11 protein-coding genes are annotated in these 20,235 nt (G+C 56.6%); 3 read left to right on the forward strand and 8 right to left on the reverse strand.

Features of this window, described 5'->3' with window-relative positions; genetic code table 11:
• Nucleotides 1–257 precede the first annotated feature (257 nt).
• Complete coding sequence (locus NTD86_RS10170) at nucleotides 258–3,170, forward strand: RHS repeat-associated core domain-containing protein (protein WP_262202072.1); 2,913 nt, start codon at nucleotides 258–260, stop codon at nucleotides 3,168–3,170.
• A 135-nt stretch (nucleotides 3,171–3,305) separates the two neighbouring features.
• Here the strand turns inward: NTD86_RS10170 and NTD86_RS10175 are convergent, their stop codons facing one another.
• The 4 genes from NTD86_RS10175 to NTD86_RS10190 all read right to left on the reverse strand — a co-directional run bounded on the left by NTD86_RS10175 (nucleotide 3,306) and on the right by NTD86_RS10190 (nucleotide 6,435).
• Nucleotides 3,306–4,073 (reverse strand): SDR family oxidoreductase, encoded by a 768-nt coding sequence (locus tag NTD86_RS10175; RefSeq protein ID WP_262202073.1) that lies wholly within the window; start codon nucleotides 4,071–4,073, stop codon nucleotides 3,306–3,308.
• A gap of 24 nt (nucleotides 4,074–4,097) precedes the next feature.
• Entirely contained in the window at nucleotides 4,098–5,165 is a 1,068-nt protein-coding gene (locus NTD86_RS10180; RefSeq protein ID WP_262202074.1) for a phosphotransferase family protein, read from the reverse strand.
• A gap of 188 nt (nucleotides 5,166–5,353) precedes the next feature.
• Complete coding sequence (locus NTD86_RS10185; protein WP_262202075.1) at nucleotides 5,354–5,668, reverse strand: SCP2 sterol-binding domain-containing protein; 315 nt, start codon at nucleotides 5,666–5,668, stop codon at nucleotides 5,354–5,356.
• Between the two features lie 56 nt (nucleotides 5,669–5,724).
• The gene (locus NTD86_RS10190) at nucleotides 5,725–6,435 is read right to left on the reverse strand and encodes a histidine phosphatase family protein (RefSeq protein WP_262202076.1); all 711 of its coding nucleotides are present in this window, start codon (nucleotides 6,433–6,435) and stop codon (nucleotides 5,725–5,727) included.
• Nucleotides 6,436–6,639: 204 nt separating this feature from the next.
• On the opposite strand from NTD86_RS10190, the gene sohB reads away from it, so the two are divergent.
• Both sohB and NTD86_RS10200 read left to right on the forward strand, forming a co-directional pair.
• Nucleotides 6,640–7,659 carry a protease SohB gene (gene sohB / locus NTD86_RS10195; protein ID WP_262202077.1) on the forward strand — a complete coding sequence of 340 codons (1,020 nt, stop codon included), beginning with the start codon at nucleotides 6,640–6,642 and terminating at the stop codon, nucleotides 7,657–7,659.
• A 179-nt stretch (nucleotides 7,660–7,838) separates the two neighbouring features.
• Entirely contained in the window at nucleotides 7,839–12,953 is a 5,115-nt protein-coding gene (locus NTD86_RS10200; RefSeq protein ID WP_262202078.1) for an NEL-type E3 ubiquitin ligase domain-containing protein, read from the forward strand.
• A gap of 60 nt (nucleotides 12,954–13,013) precedes the next feature.
• Here the strand turns inward: NTD86_RS10200 and NTD86_RS10205 are convergent, their stop codons facing one another.
• The 4 genes from NTD86_RS10205 to bcsZ form a co-directional block, all read right to left on the reverse strand.
• Nucleotides 13,014–13,508 carry a DUF934 domain-containing protein gene (locus NTD86_RS10205; protein ID WP_262202079.1) on the reverse strand — a complete coding sequence of 165 codons (495 nt, stop codon included), beginning with the start codon at nucleotides 13,506–13,508 and terminating at the stop codon, nucleotides 13,014–13,016.
• Entirely contained in the window at nucleotides 13,492–15,150 is a 1,659-nt protein-coding gene (locus NTD86_RS10210) for a nitrite/sulfite reductase (RefSeq protein ID WP_262202080.1), read from the reverse strand. Before NTD86_RS10210 ends, NTD86_RS10205 begins: the two co-directional genes overlap by 17 nt.
• A gap of 451 nt (nucleotides 15,151–15,601) precedes the next feature.
• Complete coding sequence (gene bcsC / locus NTD86_RS10215; protein ID WP_262202081.1) at nucleotides 15,602–19,132, reverse strand: cellulose synthase complex outer membrane protein BcsC; 3,531 nt, start codon at nucleotides 19,130–19,132, stop codon at nucleotides 15,602–15,604.
• On the reverse strand, nucleotides 19,120–20,232 hold the full coding sequence (gene bcsZ, locus NTD86_RS10220) for a cellulose synthase complex periplasmic endoglucanase BcsZ (RefSeq protein WP_262202082.1): 1,113 nt from the start codon (nucleotides 20,230–20,232) through the stop codon (nucleotides 19,120–19,122). Before bcsZ ends, bcsC begins: the two co-directional genes overlap by 13 nt.
• Between the last annotated feature and the right edge of the window lie 3 nt (nucleotides 20,233–20,235).

The raw sequence follows: 20,235 nt of genomic DNA on the forward strand, positions 1-20,235 counted from the left end.
GAAGAGGAAGAAAGCCGGGGATTGTACCTGCAGTGGCTGGGTCTTTGGGAAGCTGGGGGTGACCCTGTTTAAGTCACGTACCCTGCAGCACATCACTGCTCTGCAGGCTGTCAGACACAGACGGCATTGGGCCTGAGATGCAGCCTGAAATTTTGTAACCGCACTTATCTGGAAACAAAACCAGCCTCCATTCCTCAGGAGTCATGGGACCTGATCTCTACACTTTTTAATTATTGTGCCGTTCAGGACATCACCCTATGCCTTCACTTTTGCACCAACATACCCCGTCGTTGACCGCGTTCGATCCTCGCGGGTTGAACGTCCGTGCGGTGGCCTATCACCGCGAAAACACCCAAGACGAGCCACAGTCGCGCATACAACGGAACGTATTTAGCTCCCGAGGTACACTCAAGGAGCAATGGGACCCGCGCTTGTCATCCCTGCATGAACTCGATGCCAGCCTCAGGCCCAGTCAGCGTTTGGAGCATTCGCTATCGGGTCATCTGCTGTCGACGCACGGCGTTGACCAGGGGTGGCGTATCAGTGTGCTGGGCAGTGCCGGGCAGTTGATTGAATGCCGGGATTCACGGGGGGCTTGCCAGGCGTTTGCGTACGACGAATTGTTACGCCTGACCCGCAGAACTGAGCAAGCCAGCAATGAAGAAACCTTCACGACTGTCGAGCAACTGCGTTATGCCGCGTCTACCCCCATCGACGCGGCGCGTAATCGTTGCGGAAGGCTGATCATTCATGACGATCCGGCGGGCCAGTTAACCTTCGAGTCGTACGATTTGCTGGGGCAACTCTCGATCCAGACACGGCACTTCACTGACGCCTTGCCAGTCATTGCAGGGCATACCAGCGCGTGGCGGTATCAAGCATTGGGGCAGCTTGTCGAGCAGACCGATGCCAAGGGCAACCTGCAGCATTCGCGCTACGCGGTAGATGGTTTGCTGGCCAGTGTCGGCGTAACGCTCGCCGGGGGGCGTGAACAAAGCCTGTTGCAACAGCGCACCTACAGCGCCAGTGGGCAGGTGCTGAGCGAGCAGGCCGGCAATGGCGTTATCAGTGTGCTGGATTACAACGCGCGTGATCAGCGACTGCAGCGCTTGCGTAGCTACCGTGCTGGACGGGCGACTGAGCCCTTGCAAGACCTGAACTATGTGTATGACCGTGTGGGCAATGTGTTAACCGTGAGAGACGCAGCCCAGCCGGTGCAGTGGTCTGGCAACACGCGGACCGAGGCGCAGAACACCTATCGCTATGACACCCTTTATCAACTGATCGAGGCTACGGGACGAGAAAGTGCGCGCTCCGTGCGCGGGCCTGAGTTTCTGGTGCCGGTGGTCTTTGGTTCGACCCAAGAGCATCTGTGTCGTACTTATCGCCAACACTATGCCTACGATGCGGGTGGCAACCTGAGCACCTTGCAGCACCTGCCTGCGCAAGCCACGGGTTATACACGGCAGATGAGTATCGCCCCTCGCAGCAATCACAGCCTGCAATGGGCGTTGGGCGCTGACAGCCCTGGGCTGGGTAGCGGGTTTGATCAAAACGGTAATCAGATAGCACTGGAGTCGGGGCAGACGCTCAGTTGGAATGTGCGCAACCAGTTGCTGCGGGTCACTCAGGTCGTGCGGGCCGAGGGTGAAGATGATCACGAATTCTACCGCTACGATGGCGAAGGGCAGCGTGTGCTTAAAGTTCGCTGCAGCCTGGCCAAAAACCAGCGTCATTGCAGTGAAGTCCGCTACTTGCCGGGCCTGGAGATTCGCCGCAACAGCGCCACCGGCGAGTGGCTCAATGCACTCGTGGTCGCCGGGGGATTAAACAGCGTGCGGATCTTGCAATGGGAGCAAGGTTGCCCCGCAGGCGTTAAAAATGAGCACGTGCGCTATTCCCTCTCAGATCATCTGGGCAGCAGCACCCTGGAACTGGATGATCAAGCGCTTGTCCTGAGCCAGGAGACCTACTACCCCTATGGCGGTACTGCCTGGTGGGCGGCCAGAAATACGCTCCAGGCATCCTTCAAAACCATTCGTTTTTCAGGCAAGGAACGTGATGCCAGTGGCCTGTATTACTTTGGCTATCGCTACTATGCTCCCTGGCTTTCGCGCTGGATCAGCACCGACCCTGCGGGTGCCATTGATGGTTTGAATCTGTATGCCATGGCACGCGGCAATCCCGTGTCTTACCGCGATAGCCAAGGTTTGGTAAGTGAGCCGCCAAAGATTACGCGCTTCTCAGGTTTTCGCGGCGTGCTCAGCCAACTCGCACAGCGTGTTCGCCCGGTGGTGCAGGCCGCGAGTTCTGCGGCTATACGTGACTCGCTGGCGACGTACGCGAGCAATGCAATTGGCGCCGGAGTTGATCTGCTGCTGTTTGCCGGCAGGCAACCGACGCGCATGCTCAATACGCTTTTGCGACAGGTAGTGGCCGGGCTGGATGCAATGGCGGTGCTGCATATGTCCGTCGGTGTTTCCAGCAACTGGACTCGCTGGAGCCCGGTGATTGGTTTTATCGGCTCAGTCGCAGCCGACAGGGGGTTTGTGCTTCAGGACCAGGACAGTCATGAAGATGAATGGGACCCGGTCGCTCGGGAACGGCTGGTGGGCCATGTGCGCGCGGTCTCCAGAGAGGTTATGCAGCAAGTTGTGCGTGGCCTGGGGACCAGCGTGTCATGGGGGCAAACGCCGTTGGCCGGCAGGGTGCCCAGAACCCTGGCGGCGGCCGGGGCTTACGGGTTGGCCACGGTTCCCAATGCGATTTTCAATCGCCTGGTACCTGGGGCCTTACTGCCGAATCTCGGGCCCTTGATTGAGGGCTACGATGCGGCAGCGGCGACTATGCTGCGCGCGGGGCACGGCTCTTCGGTTTATGAATCCCATGTGGATGCCCTGCAGTTGCCCGACCCGGCAGGCACTGCTCACGGCGGTTTGAGCCGGATGTTCAATCAGGTGTGGGGGTATTGGGCGGGCGTTGGGGTCGAATCGATCGCTCACTATGCCACCGGGCAATCAGCCGCTGGGCAAAGTGCCCGCGTTCGAAGCTGGGTAGCTGCTGCGCGCGGCGTGTTGTCGGCATTCACGGAACTGCGCGGGGTTTTACTGCTGAAGGCCAGAGAGGGCTACAGCCATCTGGCGCGTCGCTGGTCAGCGCAGCATCGCTAGGGGCTGTTCACGTTTTATTGCAAGGTGCGTCGCTGGCTAAATGTTACCGGCGGCGCGCAGGGACTAAAGCTACGGGCTTGTCGATTGATCAGTCCACAGATCGCACGACAAACCCGCCATAGGGCTCGGTTTGGCTCAGGACAAAAATCCGCCATCGACATTCAAGGACACCCCTGTGGTGTAACTGGAGGCATCACTGGCCAGGTACAACACTGCGCCGGCCATTTCACTCGGGTCTGCCACGCGCTTGAGCGGGATCTGTTGCAACGCCCCTTTGAGAATGGCCTCGTTCTTGACCAGCGCCGAGGCGAATTTGGTGTCGGTCAGGCCCGGCAGCAGTGCGTTGCAGCGGATGCCAAACGCCGCACACTCTTTGGCAAAAACCTTGGTCATGTTGATGACGGCAGCCTTGGTCATGGAGTAGATGCCCTGGAACGGACCTGGCGAGACACCATTGATCGAGGCCACGTTGATAATGCTGCCGCCGCCGTGCTCACGCATCAGCTTGCCGGCTTCAACGGACATGAAGAAGTAGCCACGAATGTTCACATCCACGGTTTTTTGAAACGCGCCCAAGTCGGTGTCCAGCACGTTGGCAAACTGTGGGTTGGTCGCTGCGTTGTTGACCAGAATATCGAGGCGTCCGAAGTCTTGGCGAATGCGCGCAAAGGTCTGGGTGATTTGCTCCATTTCACCAATGTGGCAGGCAATTGCAGTGGCTTTGCCGCCATTGGCGATGATCGCCTCGGCAACCGGCTGACAACCTTCGAGCTTGCGGCTCGAAACAATCACATGGGCGCCTTGCTGGGCCAGCAGTTTAGCGATGGCTTCACCAATGCCGCGACTGGCACCGGAAACAAAGGCGATTTTGCCGTCAAGGTCGAACAGTTGGGTCTTGGACATGCTGATTCTCTGTTTATCGCGGGCTTAAAGGCTGGACTGGCGGATGACTTTCAGGCTCATCTGCTCAAGCAGCGCGTTCATGTGCACGAAGGGTGCAAAGCGTTTGTCCTGGGTCTGGCCGTGGTAGTAGCGGTAGTAGATCTGTTGGACGATACCCGCCAGACGGAACAGGCCGTAAGTGTAGTAAAAATCGTAATTTTCGATCTCAATGCCTGAGCGTTCGGCGTAGTAGTCGACGAATTGGCGACGGGTGAGCATGCCGGGAGCATTGCTCGGTTGGCGACGCATCAGTTGAACCGGCGCCGGGTCATCGGCTTCGATCCAGTAGGCCAGGGTATTACCCAAATCCATCAACGGGTCGCCAAGGGTGGTCAGCTCCCAATCCAGCACGCCGATGATCTGCATCGGGTTGTTTGGGTCGAGGATCACGTTGTCGAAGCGATAGTCGTTATGAACAAGCGCCGGCGTCGGGTGGTCGGTGGGCATTTTGTCATTAAGCCATGCCTTGACCTCTTCCCAGAGGGGGGCATCGGCAGTCAGGGCCTTTTCATAGCGATCGCTCCAGCCCGAGATCTGACGCTGCACGTAACCTTCAGGCTTGCCAAGATCGCCCAGACCGCAAGCGTTGTAATCAACCCGGTGCAACTCAACCAGTTTGTCGATGAAGCTTTTGCACAAGGTTTGCGTGTCGGCGGCGGTCAAAGCCAGTTCGCCGGGCAGGTCTGAGCGCAAGATGATGCCCTTGACCCGTTCCATCACGTAGAACTCCGAACCGATGACCTGGGTGTCGGTGCAATGGGCATACGCCTTGGGGCAATACGGGAATGCGTCCTTGAGCTGGTTAAGGATGCGAAACTCGCGGCCCATGTCGTGGGCTGACTTGGCTTTATGGCCAAACGGCGGGCGGCGCAGGACCAACTCAACACCTGGGTACTCGATCAGGTAAGTCAGGTTGGAAGCACCACCAGGAAATTGGCTGATCACCGGTTGCCCCGAAAGCCCCGGGACATGAGCCTTGAGGTAAGGGTCAATCTGGTTGGCGTTGAGCTCTTCGCCAGAACGGATGCGGGTAGAGGAGTCGGTAAGCGTCATGTTTATCTCTTCTGCTTATTTTTGTGACCTGACAACATTCGCTAATCTAATGTGCCGAGACGGCCAGCACAGCCTTAATAGGTGTGAGTGTTAGTGAATAATCAGTGTCCTTGATTGGCATTGAGTGAAGCACACTTAAAAAAAAACCGAAGCGCGTGGGCTTCGGTTTTCAGGGCGTTACGTGTGGCTTACGAAGGGAACAGCTCGCTCAGCTTCATGGCCAGCATCATGTCGCCTTCAGCGCGCAGTTTGCCGCCCATGAAGGCTTGCATACCGTCGGTTTCGCCGCTCACGATGCCTTCCAGCGTTTCGCCGTCCATGACCAGAGTGACCTGAGCGTCCGGGTTCTCGCCTTCTTGCAGTTCGCAGGTGCTGTCTTTAACGATCAGAGAGAAGTGCTTGTCTTCATCAATGCGAAAACCAAAAACCAGGTCCAGGCCCGCAGCAGCGGCTGGGTTGAATTTAGCTTTCATTGCTTGAACGGCATCAGCTACAGAAGTCATGGTTCGATCCTTTTTAGGGTGGGTTGCAGCGACGCTTGGGTCGCGGGTGCCAGCGCTTATCGGTAAGTGATCAGCGATGGCGTCTTCAACAACTGCAAATGTACGTGATTGTTGAAAGAAGCCAGGGTTACATCGCGGCCGCGGTACTTGAGTTGGCTCAGCGAGGTATTGACGATTTGCCAGGTCAGTTTGAACGCTTCGCTGGCGGGAATTTGGGTCAGCAGGTGGAGCAGGGCGGTGATGCTGCCGCCGGAGGTGAACACGGCAATGTTTTGTTTATGCCCGGCCTGGTCGAGTACGCGGTTCAGGCCACCTTGCACACGCTCGACAAAAGCCAGCCAGCTTTCGATCTGAGCAGTGTCGTAGGTGCCGCTGAGCCAGCGCGCGATGATCAGGTCGAAGATGCGCTGGAACTCTTCAGGTTGCTGGGCGGCATTTTCAAGAATCTGCAGGGCTTGCGGTTCTTGCGGCAGGATCCCGGGCAGCAGGGCATCGAGAATACCGAATGCATCGAACTCATTGAAGGCCGGATCGATTTCCAGCTTGGGCGTGGTCAGCCCTGCAGCGTGGTATTGGGCGAGGGCATGTTCGGCGGTGTGTTGCTGACGCAACAAATCACCCGACAGACAGCGATCAAAGCGTACACCCAAGTCAACCAGGTGCTGGCCGGTGATTTGCGCCTGACGAATCCCCAGCGGTGACAGAACGTCGTAGTCGTCTGCACCGAATGAAGCCTGTCCATGTCGAATCAAGTAAATGTTGCCCACGTCCGCTTCCCGGCACGTTGAAAGTCAGGCGAGGTTAGGAGGATGCCGGGAGCCTGTCAATAAAAAAACATACGCTTGTTTGAATTGCCGGCGAGCACCGTCAACAAGGTGTTTCACGGCTGGCAGCACCTGATTCACGCCGGTATGCTGGGCAACATTACGTGGCCCTAACCCGAGGGCTGCAAGCGTTTGTAAGGAGAGGCTGTGGAATTTCTTGCCGAATATGCCAGTTTTTTGGCTAAAACCGTCACCCTGGTGGTTGCCATTCTGGTGGTCCTGGTAACTCTGGCGGCATTACGTGGCAGAGGCCGTAAAACTGCCGGGCAACTGCAAGTCAACAAAATGAACGAGTTCTACAAAGGTCTGCGCGACAAACTCGAGCAGTCGTTGTTGTCCAAGGATCAACTCAAGGCACTGCGCAAACAGCAGGCCAAGGCGGATAAGAAGCAGAAGAAGCAACCTGACGAAAAACCGCGGGTCTTCGTCCTGGATTTTGAAGGCGATATCAAGGCCTCCGCCACCGAGAGCCTGCGCCATGAAATTACTGCGCTGCTCACCCTGGCCACTCCAACTGACGAAGTTGTACTGCGTCTGGAAAGTGGTGGTGGCATGGTGCATAGCTACGGCCTGGCCTCATCGCAACTGGCACGTATTCGCCAAGCCGGTATTCCGCTGACCATCTGCATTGACAAAGTGGCTGCCAGTGGCGGTTACATGATGGCGTGTATCGGGCAAAAAATTATCAGCTCGCCGTTTGCCATCCTGGGCTCGATCGGGGTGGTGGCGCAGTTGCCTAACGTCAACCGCCTGCTTAAAAAACACGATATTGATTACGAAGTCCTGACGGCTGGCGAGTACAAGCGCACGTTGACCGTATTTGGTGAAAACACTGAAAAAGGCCGTGAGAAGTTTCAGCAAGACTTGGATATCACTCACCAGCTATTCAAGAATTTCGTTGCCCAATATCGGCCGCAACTGGAGATTGATCAGGTCGCGACCGGGGAAGTCTGGTTGGGCGTGGCTGCGGTCGATAAGTTGCTGGTGGATGAGTTGAAAACCAGCGATGAATATTTGTCCGAGCGTGCTCAGCAGGCACAACTGTTTCACTTGCACTACGTTCAGCGTAAAAGTTTGCAAGAGCGAGTGGGGCTCGCGGCGAGCCACTCGGCTGAACGTGTGGCCGATTCGTTGTGGAGCCGTTTGACTCAGCAACGCTTCTGGTAAATTAAAACCCTGTTGCGGCCACAAGGCCGTTACAGGGTTTAAATTAAAAGTGCGTTATATATTTGTTTTATAGGGTTGAATTATTGCTGCTTTGAATGCTCGACTCATTGGTTATTCAATTAAATTAACGCGTTGCCTGTCTATAAGCTTGAGTCTCAACTTTAAAGCAGACTTATACCATGACGGACAACCCGCAATTACCTGTCACGCCCCCCGCAGCAACGCCTCGCCTCAAACCGTCTGAACTGCTCGACGCCGTGGTCAGCCAGCAGCACGAAGCGTTGATTGCTCAACAACTGCCTCAGTGGTTCAAGGGCGCACCGGAATATATACGGGCGGGATTGCGCCAGACCATGATGCAGTGGCATGCAGCCCAAGCGGAAGTTGCAGCCGTGTATGCCCGGGTCACGCCGATTGAAAAATTTGCAGAACCGCTGCTAAAAACGGCCCTTGCCGCCTATGGCTGGAGCCATATCAACCCAAGAACCTATGGTTTGAAACAGGTTCGGTTATTAGATAACCCCGTCATATTTATCGCGAATCAACAACTCAATCTCATTGATAGCGTGGCGCAATGGGTATTGCCCGAATCCTGGATACCTGCATCTCTGGAAGTTAATCTGGTTTCAAATATTAGCCGCCATGATCTGCTGCAAGCCGCCTTGCAGAGTTTTGCAGCCGCCGAAACAGTCAAAGGCGGTATGGGAGCTGGTTCATCCATTTACCGGGTGGACAATAATCAGTTCGTTGATGTACCTGAGTTTGAGCCAGAAACCTTTGCGCGAATTTGTAGCGATCTCAATATTGGCGAACAGTATCAGTGGCATTTAAGCCGCGTGTTCAATCCGGTGGAAAATGAATACGCTGCCACCGACCCACGCTCCAAGGCTCATAAGCTTAAAACCAGTTTTAGTTTGAACAAGCGCTATGAATTTATGGCTGAGCTATACGTGGCCTTTATGAAGGGCCATCTGGTGCTTGAGGATTTTACCTTCATCCTCAATGCGGTAGTGGCTCCGTCCGCGGTATGGGATACGCGGCACAACCTGCACAGCACCTTTGAACTTATGGGCTTTGAAGTCCCGGGCATGATTGTGCTGTGGCCCGAAAAACGGCCGGCCACTCAAGCCCAGCGCTGCATCGTTTACCTGCCACAAGCGCCGGACCGGACTTTTTTTGCTTTCGCGCATTTCGATCAGTTCAAGGTTGAGTTACGCGAGTGGCTCAAGCGACGTGAATTCTCCGACTACTTCGTTAAATACGTGCCTTTGCGTTATCGCGCCGAATTTATCCGAAGGACAGACCTGAAAAACGTCAGCTGGGATTCGCTGTTACTGGTTAGGGCCCCTGTGGTAACTGAGCCGGCACTGTTCAATGAGTCCCGTCTGATTCCCCAACTGGGTGACCCCTTTGAAATAGCCTGGCTGTTGCAACTGGAACAGATAAAAGATGACGCCCGCATGCTGGCCATTCCAACCGCTGACGAAGATAGCAAGGCGCGCCTCGAGCGCCAGGCCGCGTTCTGGAATGCCGGTTTGAGTGCCTTGGCCCTGGCGGTTGGGTTTGTTCCTGTGGTCGGTGAGTTGATGCTGTTGTTTGGCGTGATTCAGTTGGGTGTCGATATCTATGAAGGCATTAAAGCCTGGCAGCGTGATGACAAGGTTGCAGCACTTGAGCACCTTTTTGATGTAGCGCAGAACCTTGCCCTCGTCGCTGCGCCTGGAGCGTTCAAAACCCTGAAACCGACACCGGCCGTTGACCGCATGGTCCAAGTGACGCTTGGCAATGGTCAGAAACGGCTGTGGAAGCCTGACCTGCGGCCTTATGAACAACCCCCGGAACTGCTCGACGGGCTCAAACCGGATGCTCAAGGTCTGTACACGATCCATGACCGGCAGTATCTGGAGCTCGACCAGAAGGTGTATAGGGTCAAAGGGAACCTCAATAGCGCTCAAATGGCGATCGACGCACTACACCCCGAAGGCTACAGCCCTGTCTTGCGGCATAACGGCAGTGGCGCCTGGACCCATGAACTGGATGAGCCGATGCAATGGTCGCGTCTGAAACTGTTCAGGCGCCTTGGATTAGATACCGAGCTATTTACCGACGCTGCGTGTGAGCAAATCCTGTTGACCACCGACACCACGGAGGGTGAGCTTCGCAGTCTGTACATTGACATCCTGTCCAGGCCGCCGTTACTGGCAGATGGGATTGAACGAGTGCGCTCGAGCGTCCAGATCGAGACTTTCTGCACAGAAATGAAACGCCCGGCGTACAACAAGCCGGACTTTGCCCCCTTACAGCTGCAGTTGCTGACTGAACTACCAGGTTGGCCACATGATCACACGCTGCGCGTACTTGACTTGCAGCGCGGGACCTTCAAGGACTATGGCCCACCCGCTCTGCGCGCTTATGCACGGGTCGAGGTCACCCAGGCGCAGATCGACGCCGGCGAATTGCTCAAAACAACGGTTGCAGCCCTGTCCAATACGCAAGTCGAGACATTACTCGGCGAGGGAGTTAGCGGCGCTGAAGCTCAGGCAAAAGCCTTGGCCATCAAGTTGGGCAATCACGCCCAAGCGACCAAGCGCACGCTGGTGTCCCGTTTTTATGCGTCTGATAGCGTCTTGACGCCTGCGCAACGAAATATCAGAAACAAATTTTCCACGTTGCCAGTCAATGTCCTCGACGAACTAATCAGTCATCTGACCCCCGATGAAGTCTTGGCGCTCACTAATCTGGGCCGTTTGCCCCTGCACGCGCTGGAAGAATCGCGACGCTATGCGCAGCGGTTGCGCTTGAATCGGGCCATCGAAGGGATATTTTGTGACGCCTTGAGCACGGCGGATAGCCAAACCCTGGCCTGGCATACGCTGAAAGCGTTGCCGGGATGGCCAGGTACGTTACGACTGGAAGTACGTAATCAACTGAACAATCAGCGGATCAGTGTGATTGAGGGTATGGCGGGGCAGCCGAGTCGTGAGATTTTTAAAAAGGGCGAACAGTATGAGTATTACGATCCGAGGACTCGAAGCACTATCACCAGCACAGATTTGACTGCATGTGTATTCGCGTCCCTGACCGACAACGAGCGCCTGGCGCTGAATTCGGGGGCTGTGCTTACCTATCCAGCATTCATGTCTCGCATTGCCACACTGGCAGCCGGGCAACGGGCCAACTCGGCGAAAGCGTTGGGCATGCAACCGATAAAACCCTGGTTCAGATCCCCGATGCAGTTGGCTGACGGCCGGGTGGGGTACACGTTGGGCGGCCGGTCCGGGCACCTGCGTGTTGAAAACCAGGCCTTGGTCTTGAAAGACCTGGTTCGTGAGCTGTACCCGAACATGTCGGATGTCCAGGTATCGCAGCATTTAAGCCGCCTGCAGATGACACCCGCCTTGGCGGCGCGTGAATTGGTACGGCTCAAAGCAGAGCTTGAGGGGCTGCGCAGGACATTGCTCGAATGGGAGGAGGCAAGCGTCTGGACTCATCCAGTCAGGGGGCCGCGTGTCTTGGTGCCAGCGCAAACCAAGCGCAGTATGAGTCGGGCGTTGATCCGGGCCTGGCGCAGACTGAGCACCAGTGTGACCCTGGAGGGGCACGCCGGTTACGAGCTGGATCTCAACGGTTGGCCGGTTGATGCTTTACCGAGCCTGAGGGCTGATTTTGGGCATGTCATTTCCTTGCACGTGGCGAATATCTCATGCGCGATTCCGGCCAGGTTATTGGCAAAATTCCCGGAGTTGCGTGATCTGTCATTGAATAACTGCCAGCTCGTTGAATTTCCGTCCTCGATTGCCACGATGCCAGAGTTGACGTATTTAAACCTGCGCAACAACCAAATGGTACTGACCGCTGAGAGCGCAACCGTGTTGTCAGGCTTGAGCAAGTTGAAATCTGTGGTGTTGACCGGCAACCCCCTCGGGCACAATTTTTCAGTGCAACAAATGGCCAACTTGCAGCATTTAATCCTGCGATATACCGGGGTGAATACTTGGCCTGAAGGGATTCAGTCACTGAGCAACTTGCAAACACTGGACTTGCGCAACAATGCGATCAGTCATATTCCGGCTGAACTTCTGACCGAGGCCATGGCGCCGATCAATAGGGTGACGTCCTTGCATGACAATCCATTGAGCCCCGACTCGGTCAGGCGTATGGAGCTGTACCGCAACACTCAGCTCATTGATGCAGGCATCGCGGGCGCACATCAACATGGCTCCCGTACGCAAGGGATCAACCTGTGGGCCGACGAGCCCTCTGCCGAGCAAAGCAATATGTGGAACGAATTGCTGCGTCACTCGGATTCCACGGATTTCTTCGGATTGATCGATGATCTGAGCACCACCTCACAGTTTTCCAGAGCCAAGGAAGACCTGACCCGGCGTGTCTGGACGTTGTTGCGGGCCGCTTATGAAAGCACAGACTTGCGTAGACGCTTGTTCACCCTGGCCGGCCACCTGCGCACCTGCAGTGACGGAATTGCCATGGTATTTGCCGATCTGGAGCTGGACTACCAGGTGTTCATGGCGGAGCACTCAGCACAGAGTGAGCGGGCATTGCTAACCCTGGCGCGGGGGTTGTACCGGATTGATGTTCTCAATCGGCATGTCTTGAGCATTATCAAGGCCCGGATAAATACCATTCACGCGACGCAAAGGGAGTACGTGCAACAGTTGCAAGACTTGATTGATACGGTAAGCCCGGACTTTGCGCCGCAGCCTCTGGCCGAGATGGACCCCGTCGAGCTTCAGGGGGTTGGCTATCGTCTGGGGACTTCCGAAGGCATCAGGCTGGCTGCGTTGCTCAGCCCGGGCAGTGTACAGCGCCAGATTGCCCGGCTTGATCCGATGCAGATCCAGATGTTCTATCACGTTAACCTGTCCAGTCAGTTGGAACTGCCGTCAAGGCCGACCAGCATGCGGTTCGAAAACATTGCCAACGTGTCAGACGCGGAACTGGAAACCGCCAAGGGTTATGTCCTGGCCCAAGAGCAAATGCCAGCATTGGTGGAGTCCATTGCCGGACAAGACTTCTGGAGCGAATACCTGCGCAAGAAAACACCGGAGTCGTTCTCAGCGGTGCTGGCCAGGTATCAAGAGTCGCTGGATGAGGTGTATTCGCAACGCACGACACTCAGCAGTGAGGAGTACAAGCGCGAGTCAGACCGGGTGGGGCGTGAGCGCAATAAAGCGATCGCTGATGTGGTCACTTTACTGACCAAGATGGAGCTTGAACGTCATCCATTGCCTGGTATCCAGTCACCTGGCAGTTCCAGACCAACAGATGCATGAGGAGGGCGCCAATACCCTGAACCACGCAGGGCGCGTGGGCTCAGGGCACGGTTTTGAGGCTTAGCGACGACGGAACAGAGGCATTGGCTCGTCGGTTGAAGACTGGTAGGTCACCGAAAAATCTTTCAGGCCTTCCAGGGCTTCGTACGGGTCTTTGTCGGCGCGAATGGCAAACGCGTCAAAGCCGCAGCGGTGCAGATAGAACAATTGGTCGCGCAGTACATCGCCGATGGCGCGCAGTTCGCCTTTAAAGCCATAGCGATCACGCAGCAGGCGGGCGTTGGAGTAGCTGCGGCCATCGGTGAAGGCCGGGAAGTTGAGCGCAATCACCTGGAAGTGCGCAACGTCCTCGCCAATTTCTTCGGCTTCTTCATCGCTGTCCAGCCATACACCCAAACCGCCGTCACGGGCCTTGAGGGCGTGAGCATGCTCGCGCCACAACGCCAGCGGGACGATCAGGTCATCACAGTTGGAAATGCCATCGAAGGTCGCGTCCTTTGGCAGCAGGTGCCAGGTTTCGTCGATGACTTCGTTGTTCTTAATGATTCGCTGCATAGACGCGCTCCTTGAAAGGGTCGATGCCGATACGTTGGTATGTGTCGATGAAACGCTCGTCTTCGTTGCGTTTTTCGACATAGACGTCGATCAGCTTTTCAATCACATCCGGCATGTCTTCTTGTGCGAACGACGGGCCGAGGATCTTGCCCAGGCTGGCGTCACGGCTGGCGTTACCGCCCAGCGACACTTGATAGAACTCGGCGCCTTTCTTGTCTACGCCCAGGATTCCGATGTGACCGACGTGGTGGTGGCCACAGGCGTTCATGCAACCGGAAATGTTGAGGTCCAGCTCGCCGATATCGAACAGGTAGTCCAGGTCATCAAAGCGGCGCTGGATGGATTCGGCAATCGGGATCGACTTGGCGTTGGCCAGCGAGCAGAAATCACCGCCCGGGCAGCAGATCATATCGGTCAGCAAGCCAATGTTAGGCGTGGCGAAACCTTGCTCGCGCAACTCGCCCCACATGGTGAACAACTGGTTCTGCTCGACGTCAGCCAGGATGATGTTCTGCTCATGCGAAGTCCGCAGTTGGCCGAAGCTGTAGCGGTCTGCCATGTCGGCAATACCGTCCCACTGCTTGTCAGTCACATCGCCTGGCGCTACGCCGGTCGGTTTCAGCGACAGGGTTACGGCAACATAGCCCGGCTTTTTGTGGGCTAGGGTGTTACGGGTACGCCAGCGAGCGAAGCCTGGGTGCTGTTGGTCCAGTTCAGCCAGCTCTGCGCTGAAGTCAGGCAGGTCTTTGTACGCCGGGTCAACGAAGTGCTTGGCGATGCGCTGAACTTCAGTTTCGGTCAGTGTGGTCGAGCCACCGCGCAAGTGAACCATTTCTGCTTCAACGCGCTCGGCGAACACTTCAGGCGTTAGCGCCTTGACCAGAATCTTGATACGGGCCTTGTACTTGTTGTCACGACGGCCATAGCGGTTGTACACACGCAGGATGGCTTCGAGGTAGCTCAACAGGTCTTGCCACGGCAGGAATTCGTTAATGAACGCGCCGACCACTGGAGTACGCCCCAGGCCGCCACCGACCAGGACTCTAAAGCCCAGCTCGCCAGCTTCGTTGAACACTGGCTCCAGGCCAATGTCATGCACTTCGATGGCTGCACGGTCAGAAGCCGAGCCATTGATGGCGATCTTGAATTTACGCGGCAGGTAGGCGAATTCTGGGTGGAAGGTCGTCCATTGACGAACGATTTCGCACCATGGGCGCGTATCGATCAATTCGTCAGCGGCGACACCGGCAAACTGGTCGGTGGTGACGTTACGCAGGCAGTTACCGCTGGTCTGGATGGCGTGCATCTGCACGGTGGCCAGTTCTTCCAGGATATCGGGAACGTCTTCAAGAGCCGGCCAGTTGAACTGTACGTTCTGGCGGGTACTGATATGGGCATAGCCCTTGTCATAGTCGCGGGCGATCTTTGCCATCATTCGCGCTTGACGCGAAGTCAGCTGGCCATACGGCACGGCGACCCGCAGCATTGGTGCAAAACGCTGAACATAAAGGCCATTTTGCAGGCGCAGGGGGCGGAACTCTTCTTCGCTCAGCTCCCCTGCCAGGTAGCGTCGGGTTTGATCACGGAACTGCTTTACGCGGTCCTCGATGATCCGCTGATCGTACTCGTCATATACGTACATATAGGTCCTGTTCTCAGGCTGCTTACAGCTTATCTGCGCGCACGGCCGCGCACTCCCCACGGAGCGGTGGCAAGATACCAGTTTGTAGTTATGCGCAAAAGTGATGTTTAAGCATATGCAAAGAACCAAACCGCCTATAAGAGGTTGATTCTCAATCACTTACTTGTAGAAAGGGTATTACTGGACTTAACTGAAAGACATTCTTCTAAGCATTCACCCATAAAACCGAAAAAAGGCGATGCGATGAGAACTCAAATGAAGGTGCGTAAAACCACGAGCCGGGTCGACGCGTGGGCAATATTGTTCCTGGTCATACTGGTCGCGGCCACAGCGGTGTTCTGGAGCAGCCATTCATGATCACGGCCTGTTCCAAGGTACTTGAGCGTCTGTAGGGGCGAGCATGCCTCGCGATCTTTTCTTCAAAAGATCGCGAGGCCGTTGCGCTTAACGACTATCTGAAGTCTGCGTACGGTACCAGCGGCTCTACCGGTAAAGGCAAGTTGCCTTGCCAGGCATCAAAGGTATAGCGCAGGTACAGCATGGCTCGGCTCGGGGCGTAGCTTTCACTGTGCTGATAGAGCAACCCGCCGCCTAGCACCAGATTGTCCGTTAGCCTGCGTTCAGCCAGGCCTTGCAAGCGAATGCCGACACCATTACTGGTCCCGCCCTTGGTTTTGCCCAATGCGTCGACCAGCTCGAAACCTTGCTCGTCGACCGCGCTCAGCAATTTGTCGTTCAACCCATGCAAGGGGTAAAGGTCATTGGACTTGGTTTTGGCAAACGACCAACCCACCGAGCTTTCCAGTGACACCGACCAGTTCGGGGTACGCCAGGCGTAAGTCAATGGCACGCCCACCGAGAAGTATTGCTGCGGACTGTAATACCCACCCTGGCCAAGGGTGTATTCGCTCAGGTCTTTGTCGTAACCCCAGTACATCACGGTCAAGCCCGTGCGCATGCGTTCATCGGCCCGTTCCACAAGGCGGTAATAGTAGCCGGCCATGGCCGTGCTCTTGTGGTTGTTCGCGACGTTTTTGCCGCGCAGCCAATGCTGTCCGAAGCTGGCCCAGACACCGTCTACACCGCCTTCGTCATGGCTCAGGTTCAAGGTCAGGCCGTTTGAGGTCACACCCCCCCAGGTCACGCCGGTGTTCAAGTCTTTGGCGCCGGCATACGACAGGATTGAGTTGCTCATGGGGCGACGCGAGCCGGTCAGGGTCCAGCCCAAGGAACCTATTTTGCTGCTGTAGGCCACGCCGCCTAACCAGTTAGGCACTTTGAAGGTGTCTGGCGTGCGGCCAAGGTCGATGTTCCACGTTTCGTTTTTCCAACCGGCGGCCAGGGTAGTGCCCCGGGCTGACTGGGACCGGTCCTCACAGCCGGATAGCACCGGGTCATCGGCGCCCTTGGGTTTGATGGCGATTGCGCACGTACCGTAGTTCTCGTTGACCACACCATCTTCGTCTGTGTCGAACTTGCCCGCATCCATGTCGATCTGCTCGGCCCGGATAAATCCGCTGCCATCGGCTATGGGCAAGTCCAGTTGCAGGATGGTGGTCTGGGTATCGGTGTCCGAGGTGCCCGCCGAAGCATCGTCAGCGCGCCAGCCGTAGTCGGTATACAGGTGCAAAGTCGGAGTTTGCCGTTGGTAGAGTTCGTCTACATCCCGGCGCAGGCTGCTTTGCAGCCACTCATCGTTGTCCTTTTCACGGCTGGCCAAGGTCATGGCGCGGTTATCACGGGGGTTGGCTTGCTCGGGTGTCAGCAAGCCGGCACCGGCCATGCCTTTGGCGTAATAATCGAGCGCCTGTTGCGGTTGTGTGGCGGAGATCAGCCGCGCGGCATCGCGGTACAGCAACGGATCTGCCTGTGGGGTTTTCAGCAGTTCGGCATACAAAGCCTGAGCTTTGTCGGGTTCGCCGACGCCAGCCCAGGCATTGGCTAATTGGCGTTGTTGCGAGGGCGTCAAGGCAGCGTCTTGCGCGGGCTTGAACTGTGCCAACTGGCGCCGTGCAGTCTCGAGTTGCCGAGTGTTGATCAGGGTTTCGATTTGCCCCAATTGTGCATCAGTGTTATCAGGCGCCTGGCGCAGTACTTGCGCATAAAGTGTTTGTGCTTGCGGGTAATCCTGGCGTTCCTGGGCCCAACCGGCGAGGGTCAAGAGGTCGTCCTGACTGGGCTTTTGCATCAGCAGGGCAATGGCTTGCTGTTCCTGGCCGGCTTTACGCAAGCTTTCTGCACGGGCCAGCAGCACGTTGCGTTGCAAGCGTGCATCGAGCTCGCGCATCGAGTCGCTCCACTGCGCCTTGGGCAGCTGTTCCAGTACGCTCAAGGCGCTGGCATCACGCTCGGTGCTGGAGAGGTACAGCGCATAGGCATACAGCGCTTCAGGGTTATGGCCTTGGCGTTGCATCAACTGTTTGAAGCTGTCGTCAGCTGCACCCGGCTGGTTTATCTCGCGCTGGGCATTGGCCATTCGATAGGTCAGCCAGGGTTCATCCGGTGTCAGGTTGCGAACCTTAGTCAGCAGGGCCACCACTTGAGGCCAGTCCTTGCGCTCGCTGGCTGCATCAGCCTGGAGGTTCAACTCGTTCACCTCCAGGCTTCGCCTCTCGCCAGTAAATTCTTTTTGCATGGAAGGCGGCAAGTTATCGAGGAAGGACTTGGCCTTGTCCGGTGATTGCGCCAAGTAGATGCGCACCAGCCCACGGACGGCACTGGCATTGGCCGGTTCCATACGCCTGGCTTGCTGCAACAAGGACTCGGCTTGTGTCGGGTTTTGTTGTGCGACAGCAACATCAGCCAGACCGATCAGCCACTCCGCATCCTCAGGTTTTATCTTGCGTGCCTGTTGGAAGGTATTGTTTGCGCCAATATAGTCTCTGCGTTGCAGGGCTTTCTCGCCTTGTGCGAGTAGCATCTGGTAACGGCTAGAGGTGACCAGGTCTTGCCATTTGCTGATTTTGGAGGTGTCTTGCTCTTTGCTGCGTGCGGTATTGAACACGGTATAAGCTGCGTCATACCGGCCTTGTGCAAACAAGGCCATACCCAGTGCGCCATGAAACGAAGCGTCATCGGGGTAACGCTTGAGTGCTCGGCGCAACAGGTCTTCAGCTGCAACCGGGTTGCGTGACTGCTCAACCATTTGTTTGCCGCGAGCTCCAGCTAACCACGCAGGGTCTGCGAGCAATTGCTGCTGGACCTGTAATTTTTGAGTGGCCTCGGTGCGCACTGGAGACCGAGGATAGCGTTGCAAGTACTCTTGCCATGCCAGCATTGTGGAGCGCTCGACCGGCAAAGTACTGATGTACTCATATTCCCGCTCTGCCGCTGCGTTACTGGCATAGGGGTCTTGCGATAGTTGATGCAAAACCACTAGCGCTTCGCCATCGCGTTTTTCCCTGAACAATAAGTCGGCCAGGGTTTGGCGCAGCCCGACGTTGCCCGGATATTGCGCATCCAGCGCTTTCATTTGCTCGATAGTGCGGGGTCGTTGCCCAGCAATAGCACTGCGAATGCGCAAGTATTCCAGTGATGTAGCGAAGTCCGGCGCAGCATTTCCAAACAATTGCTCGAAGATGGCCGCAGCATCTTCTGGGCGACCACCAGCAGCGTACAGGCGCGCCTGCTGCAATTGCTTCTGACTTTGCGGGTCTTGCAGCTTCATGAGGTTTTGCGCCTGCTGCAACGCCGCCGAGCCTGGCGCCAATTGCTGCAACTGGCTCAAGCGTTGCTGGGCCAGCTCCGGTTTTTTATCCAGCAACGCCTGTCGCACAGCCGCTGCCAAGGCTTGCGGGTTGTTTGGCGCGATCAACGAAAGCCGCGCCAGGGAATCGCGAACAAGATCATCCCGGTACAAGGCTTCGCCGATTCGCACCTGTTCCAGCAACCACTGCTGTTGATCCTGGATGCTGACCGGTTGTGCCAGGGCAGGGGTTGAAATACCACCGAACAACAATGCCCACGCCATTATTTTTTGCATGTGTTGACCCACGCAGGTAAAAGCTGACCATCCTTGTCAAAGCGATAGCGTTGTTCATTCCAGCCCTGGCCAAACAGGAGCAAGGACTGGTTGTAATAAGCATCCGCCGCCGGGGGATCTTGCTGTACCCGTGCCAGCTGTACGTCATAGGCGGGTGAGCCGGTGCTGGCGAGTAGCGGCAACAGTGCAGCAGAGAAACCCGCCGGGCCCTTGCCGGTGTATTGGCCGGTCAGCGCGTCGACCGACTCAGGCGGGTAGCCCAGCGTCTGGGTGAGGGCGGCCATGGGCTTGAAGTGCGCTTGCAAGGCCTGGCGATTTGCCGCGTCCTTGGCCAGCATGCCAACCCATAGGTACACACGAATCGCGTCATAGCTGCCGGTACTCGCAGACTTGGGATCAGGCTTCCAGCCGCCAGCGGTTTCCCACAGCAACCAGTTAGGCGCAAACCCCTTGGGAGAGCCTTCGAGCAACATGCGTTGCTGATTCGCTGCAATATCACCCCACACCGGGGTCACCTTGGCAAAGCGTGCCAACAGTTGTGGCGGCAGATAGCTGGGGTTGAGGCGCCATCCTGCGTCGCTGTCAAAACCCACATCACCCGGCATCAACATCAGCCCCAGCCCTGGAATCAACCGCACACTTTGCGCGGTACTGCGCCAGAGCATGTTCTGCCCCAGCGCCTGGTACTCGGGCAACTGCCACAAACGCCCGGCTTCAAGCAGGCTGTAGGCAATCCACAGATCAGCATCCGTGGCGTTGTTGCTGTCGAGCACTTGCCATTTTCCGGACTCGGAGCGGCCCCATTCCCAGCCCGGCAGACGGGTTTCAAGATTGCCGTCAGCCAGGTTGTTGCGGGTCCATTTGAGCATCTGCGCAAAGCTCTCCCGGTCATTGGCGAGCAAGGCGAAAAACAAACCATAGCTCTGGCCTTCCGAGGTGGTGATCAGTTGCTTGGACGAGCGATCAATGATGCGCCCGTCACTGCTCATCATGGCTTGCTTGTAGCTGTCCCAGGCCGGCCAGTCACAGCTTGCAGCACTGGCTGCCTGAGGTAACAAGCCGAGGGACAGGGTCATGGCGAGCGCTGCAAGACGTACCATCTG

It is taken from the genome of Pseudomonas sp. 7P_10.2_Bac1, assembly GCF_025465935.1.
Taxonomy (GTDB): domain Bacteria; phylum Pseudomonadota; class Gammaproteobacteria; order Pseudomonadales; family Pseudomonadaceae; genus Aquipseudomonas.

What these genes read in the sequence shown, in the direction of transcription:
- NTD86_RS10210 (WP_262202080.1), bottom strand. Translation starts at nt 15,150, where the DNA reads ATGTACGTATATGACGAGTACGATCAGCGGATCATCGAGGACCGCGTA.
- NTD86_RS10200 (WP_262202078.1), top strand. Translation starts at nt 7,839, where the DNA reads ATGACGGACAACCCGCAATTACCTGTCACGCCCCCCGCAGCAACGCCT.
- bcsZ (WP_262202082.1), bottom strand. Translation starts at nt 20,232, where the DNA reads ATGGTACGTCTTGCAGCGCTCGCCATGACCCTGTCCCTCGGCTTGTTA.
- NTD86_RS10180 (WP_262202074.1), bottom strand. Translation starts at nt 5,165, where the DNA reads ATGACGCTTACCGACTCCTCTACCCGCATCCGTTCTGGCGAAGAGCTC.
- NTD86_RS10185 (WP_262202075.1), bottom strand. Translation starts at nt 5,668, where the DNA reads ATGACTTCTGTAGCTGATGCCGTTCAAGCAATGAAAGCTAAATTCAAC.
- NTD86_RS10205 (WP_262202079.1), bottom strand. Translation starts at nt 13,508, where the DNA reads ATGCAGCGAATCATTAAGAACAACGAAGTCATCGACGAAACCTGGCAC.
- NTD86_RS10175 (WP_262202073.1), bottom strand. Translation starts at nt 4,073, where the DNA reads ATGTCCAAGACCCAACTGTTCGACCTTGACGGCAAAATCGCCTTTGTT.
- bcsC (WP_262202081.1), bottom strand. Translation starts at nt 19,132, where the DNA reads ATGCAAAAAATAATGGCGTGGGCATTGTTGTTCGGTGGTATTTCAACC.
- NTD86_RS10170 (WP_262202072.1), top strand. Translation starts at nt 258, where the DNA reads ATGCCTTCACTTTTGCACCAACATACCCCGTCGTTGACCGCGTTCGAT.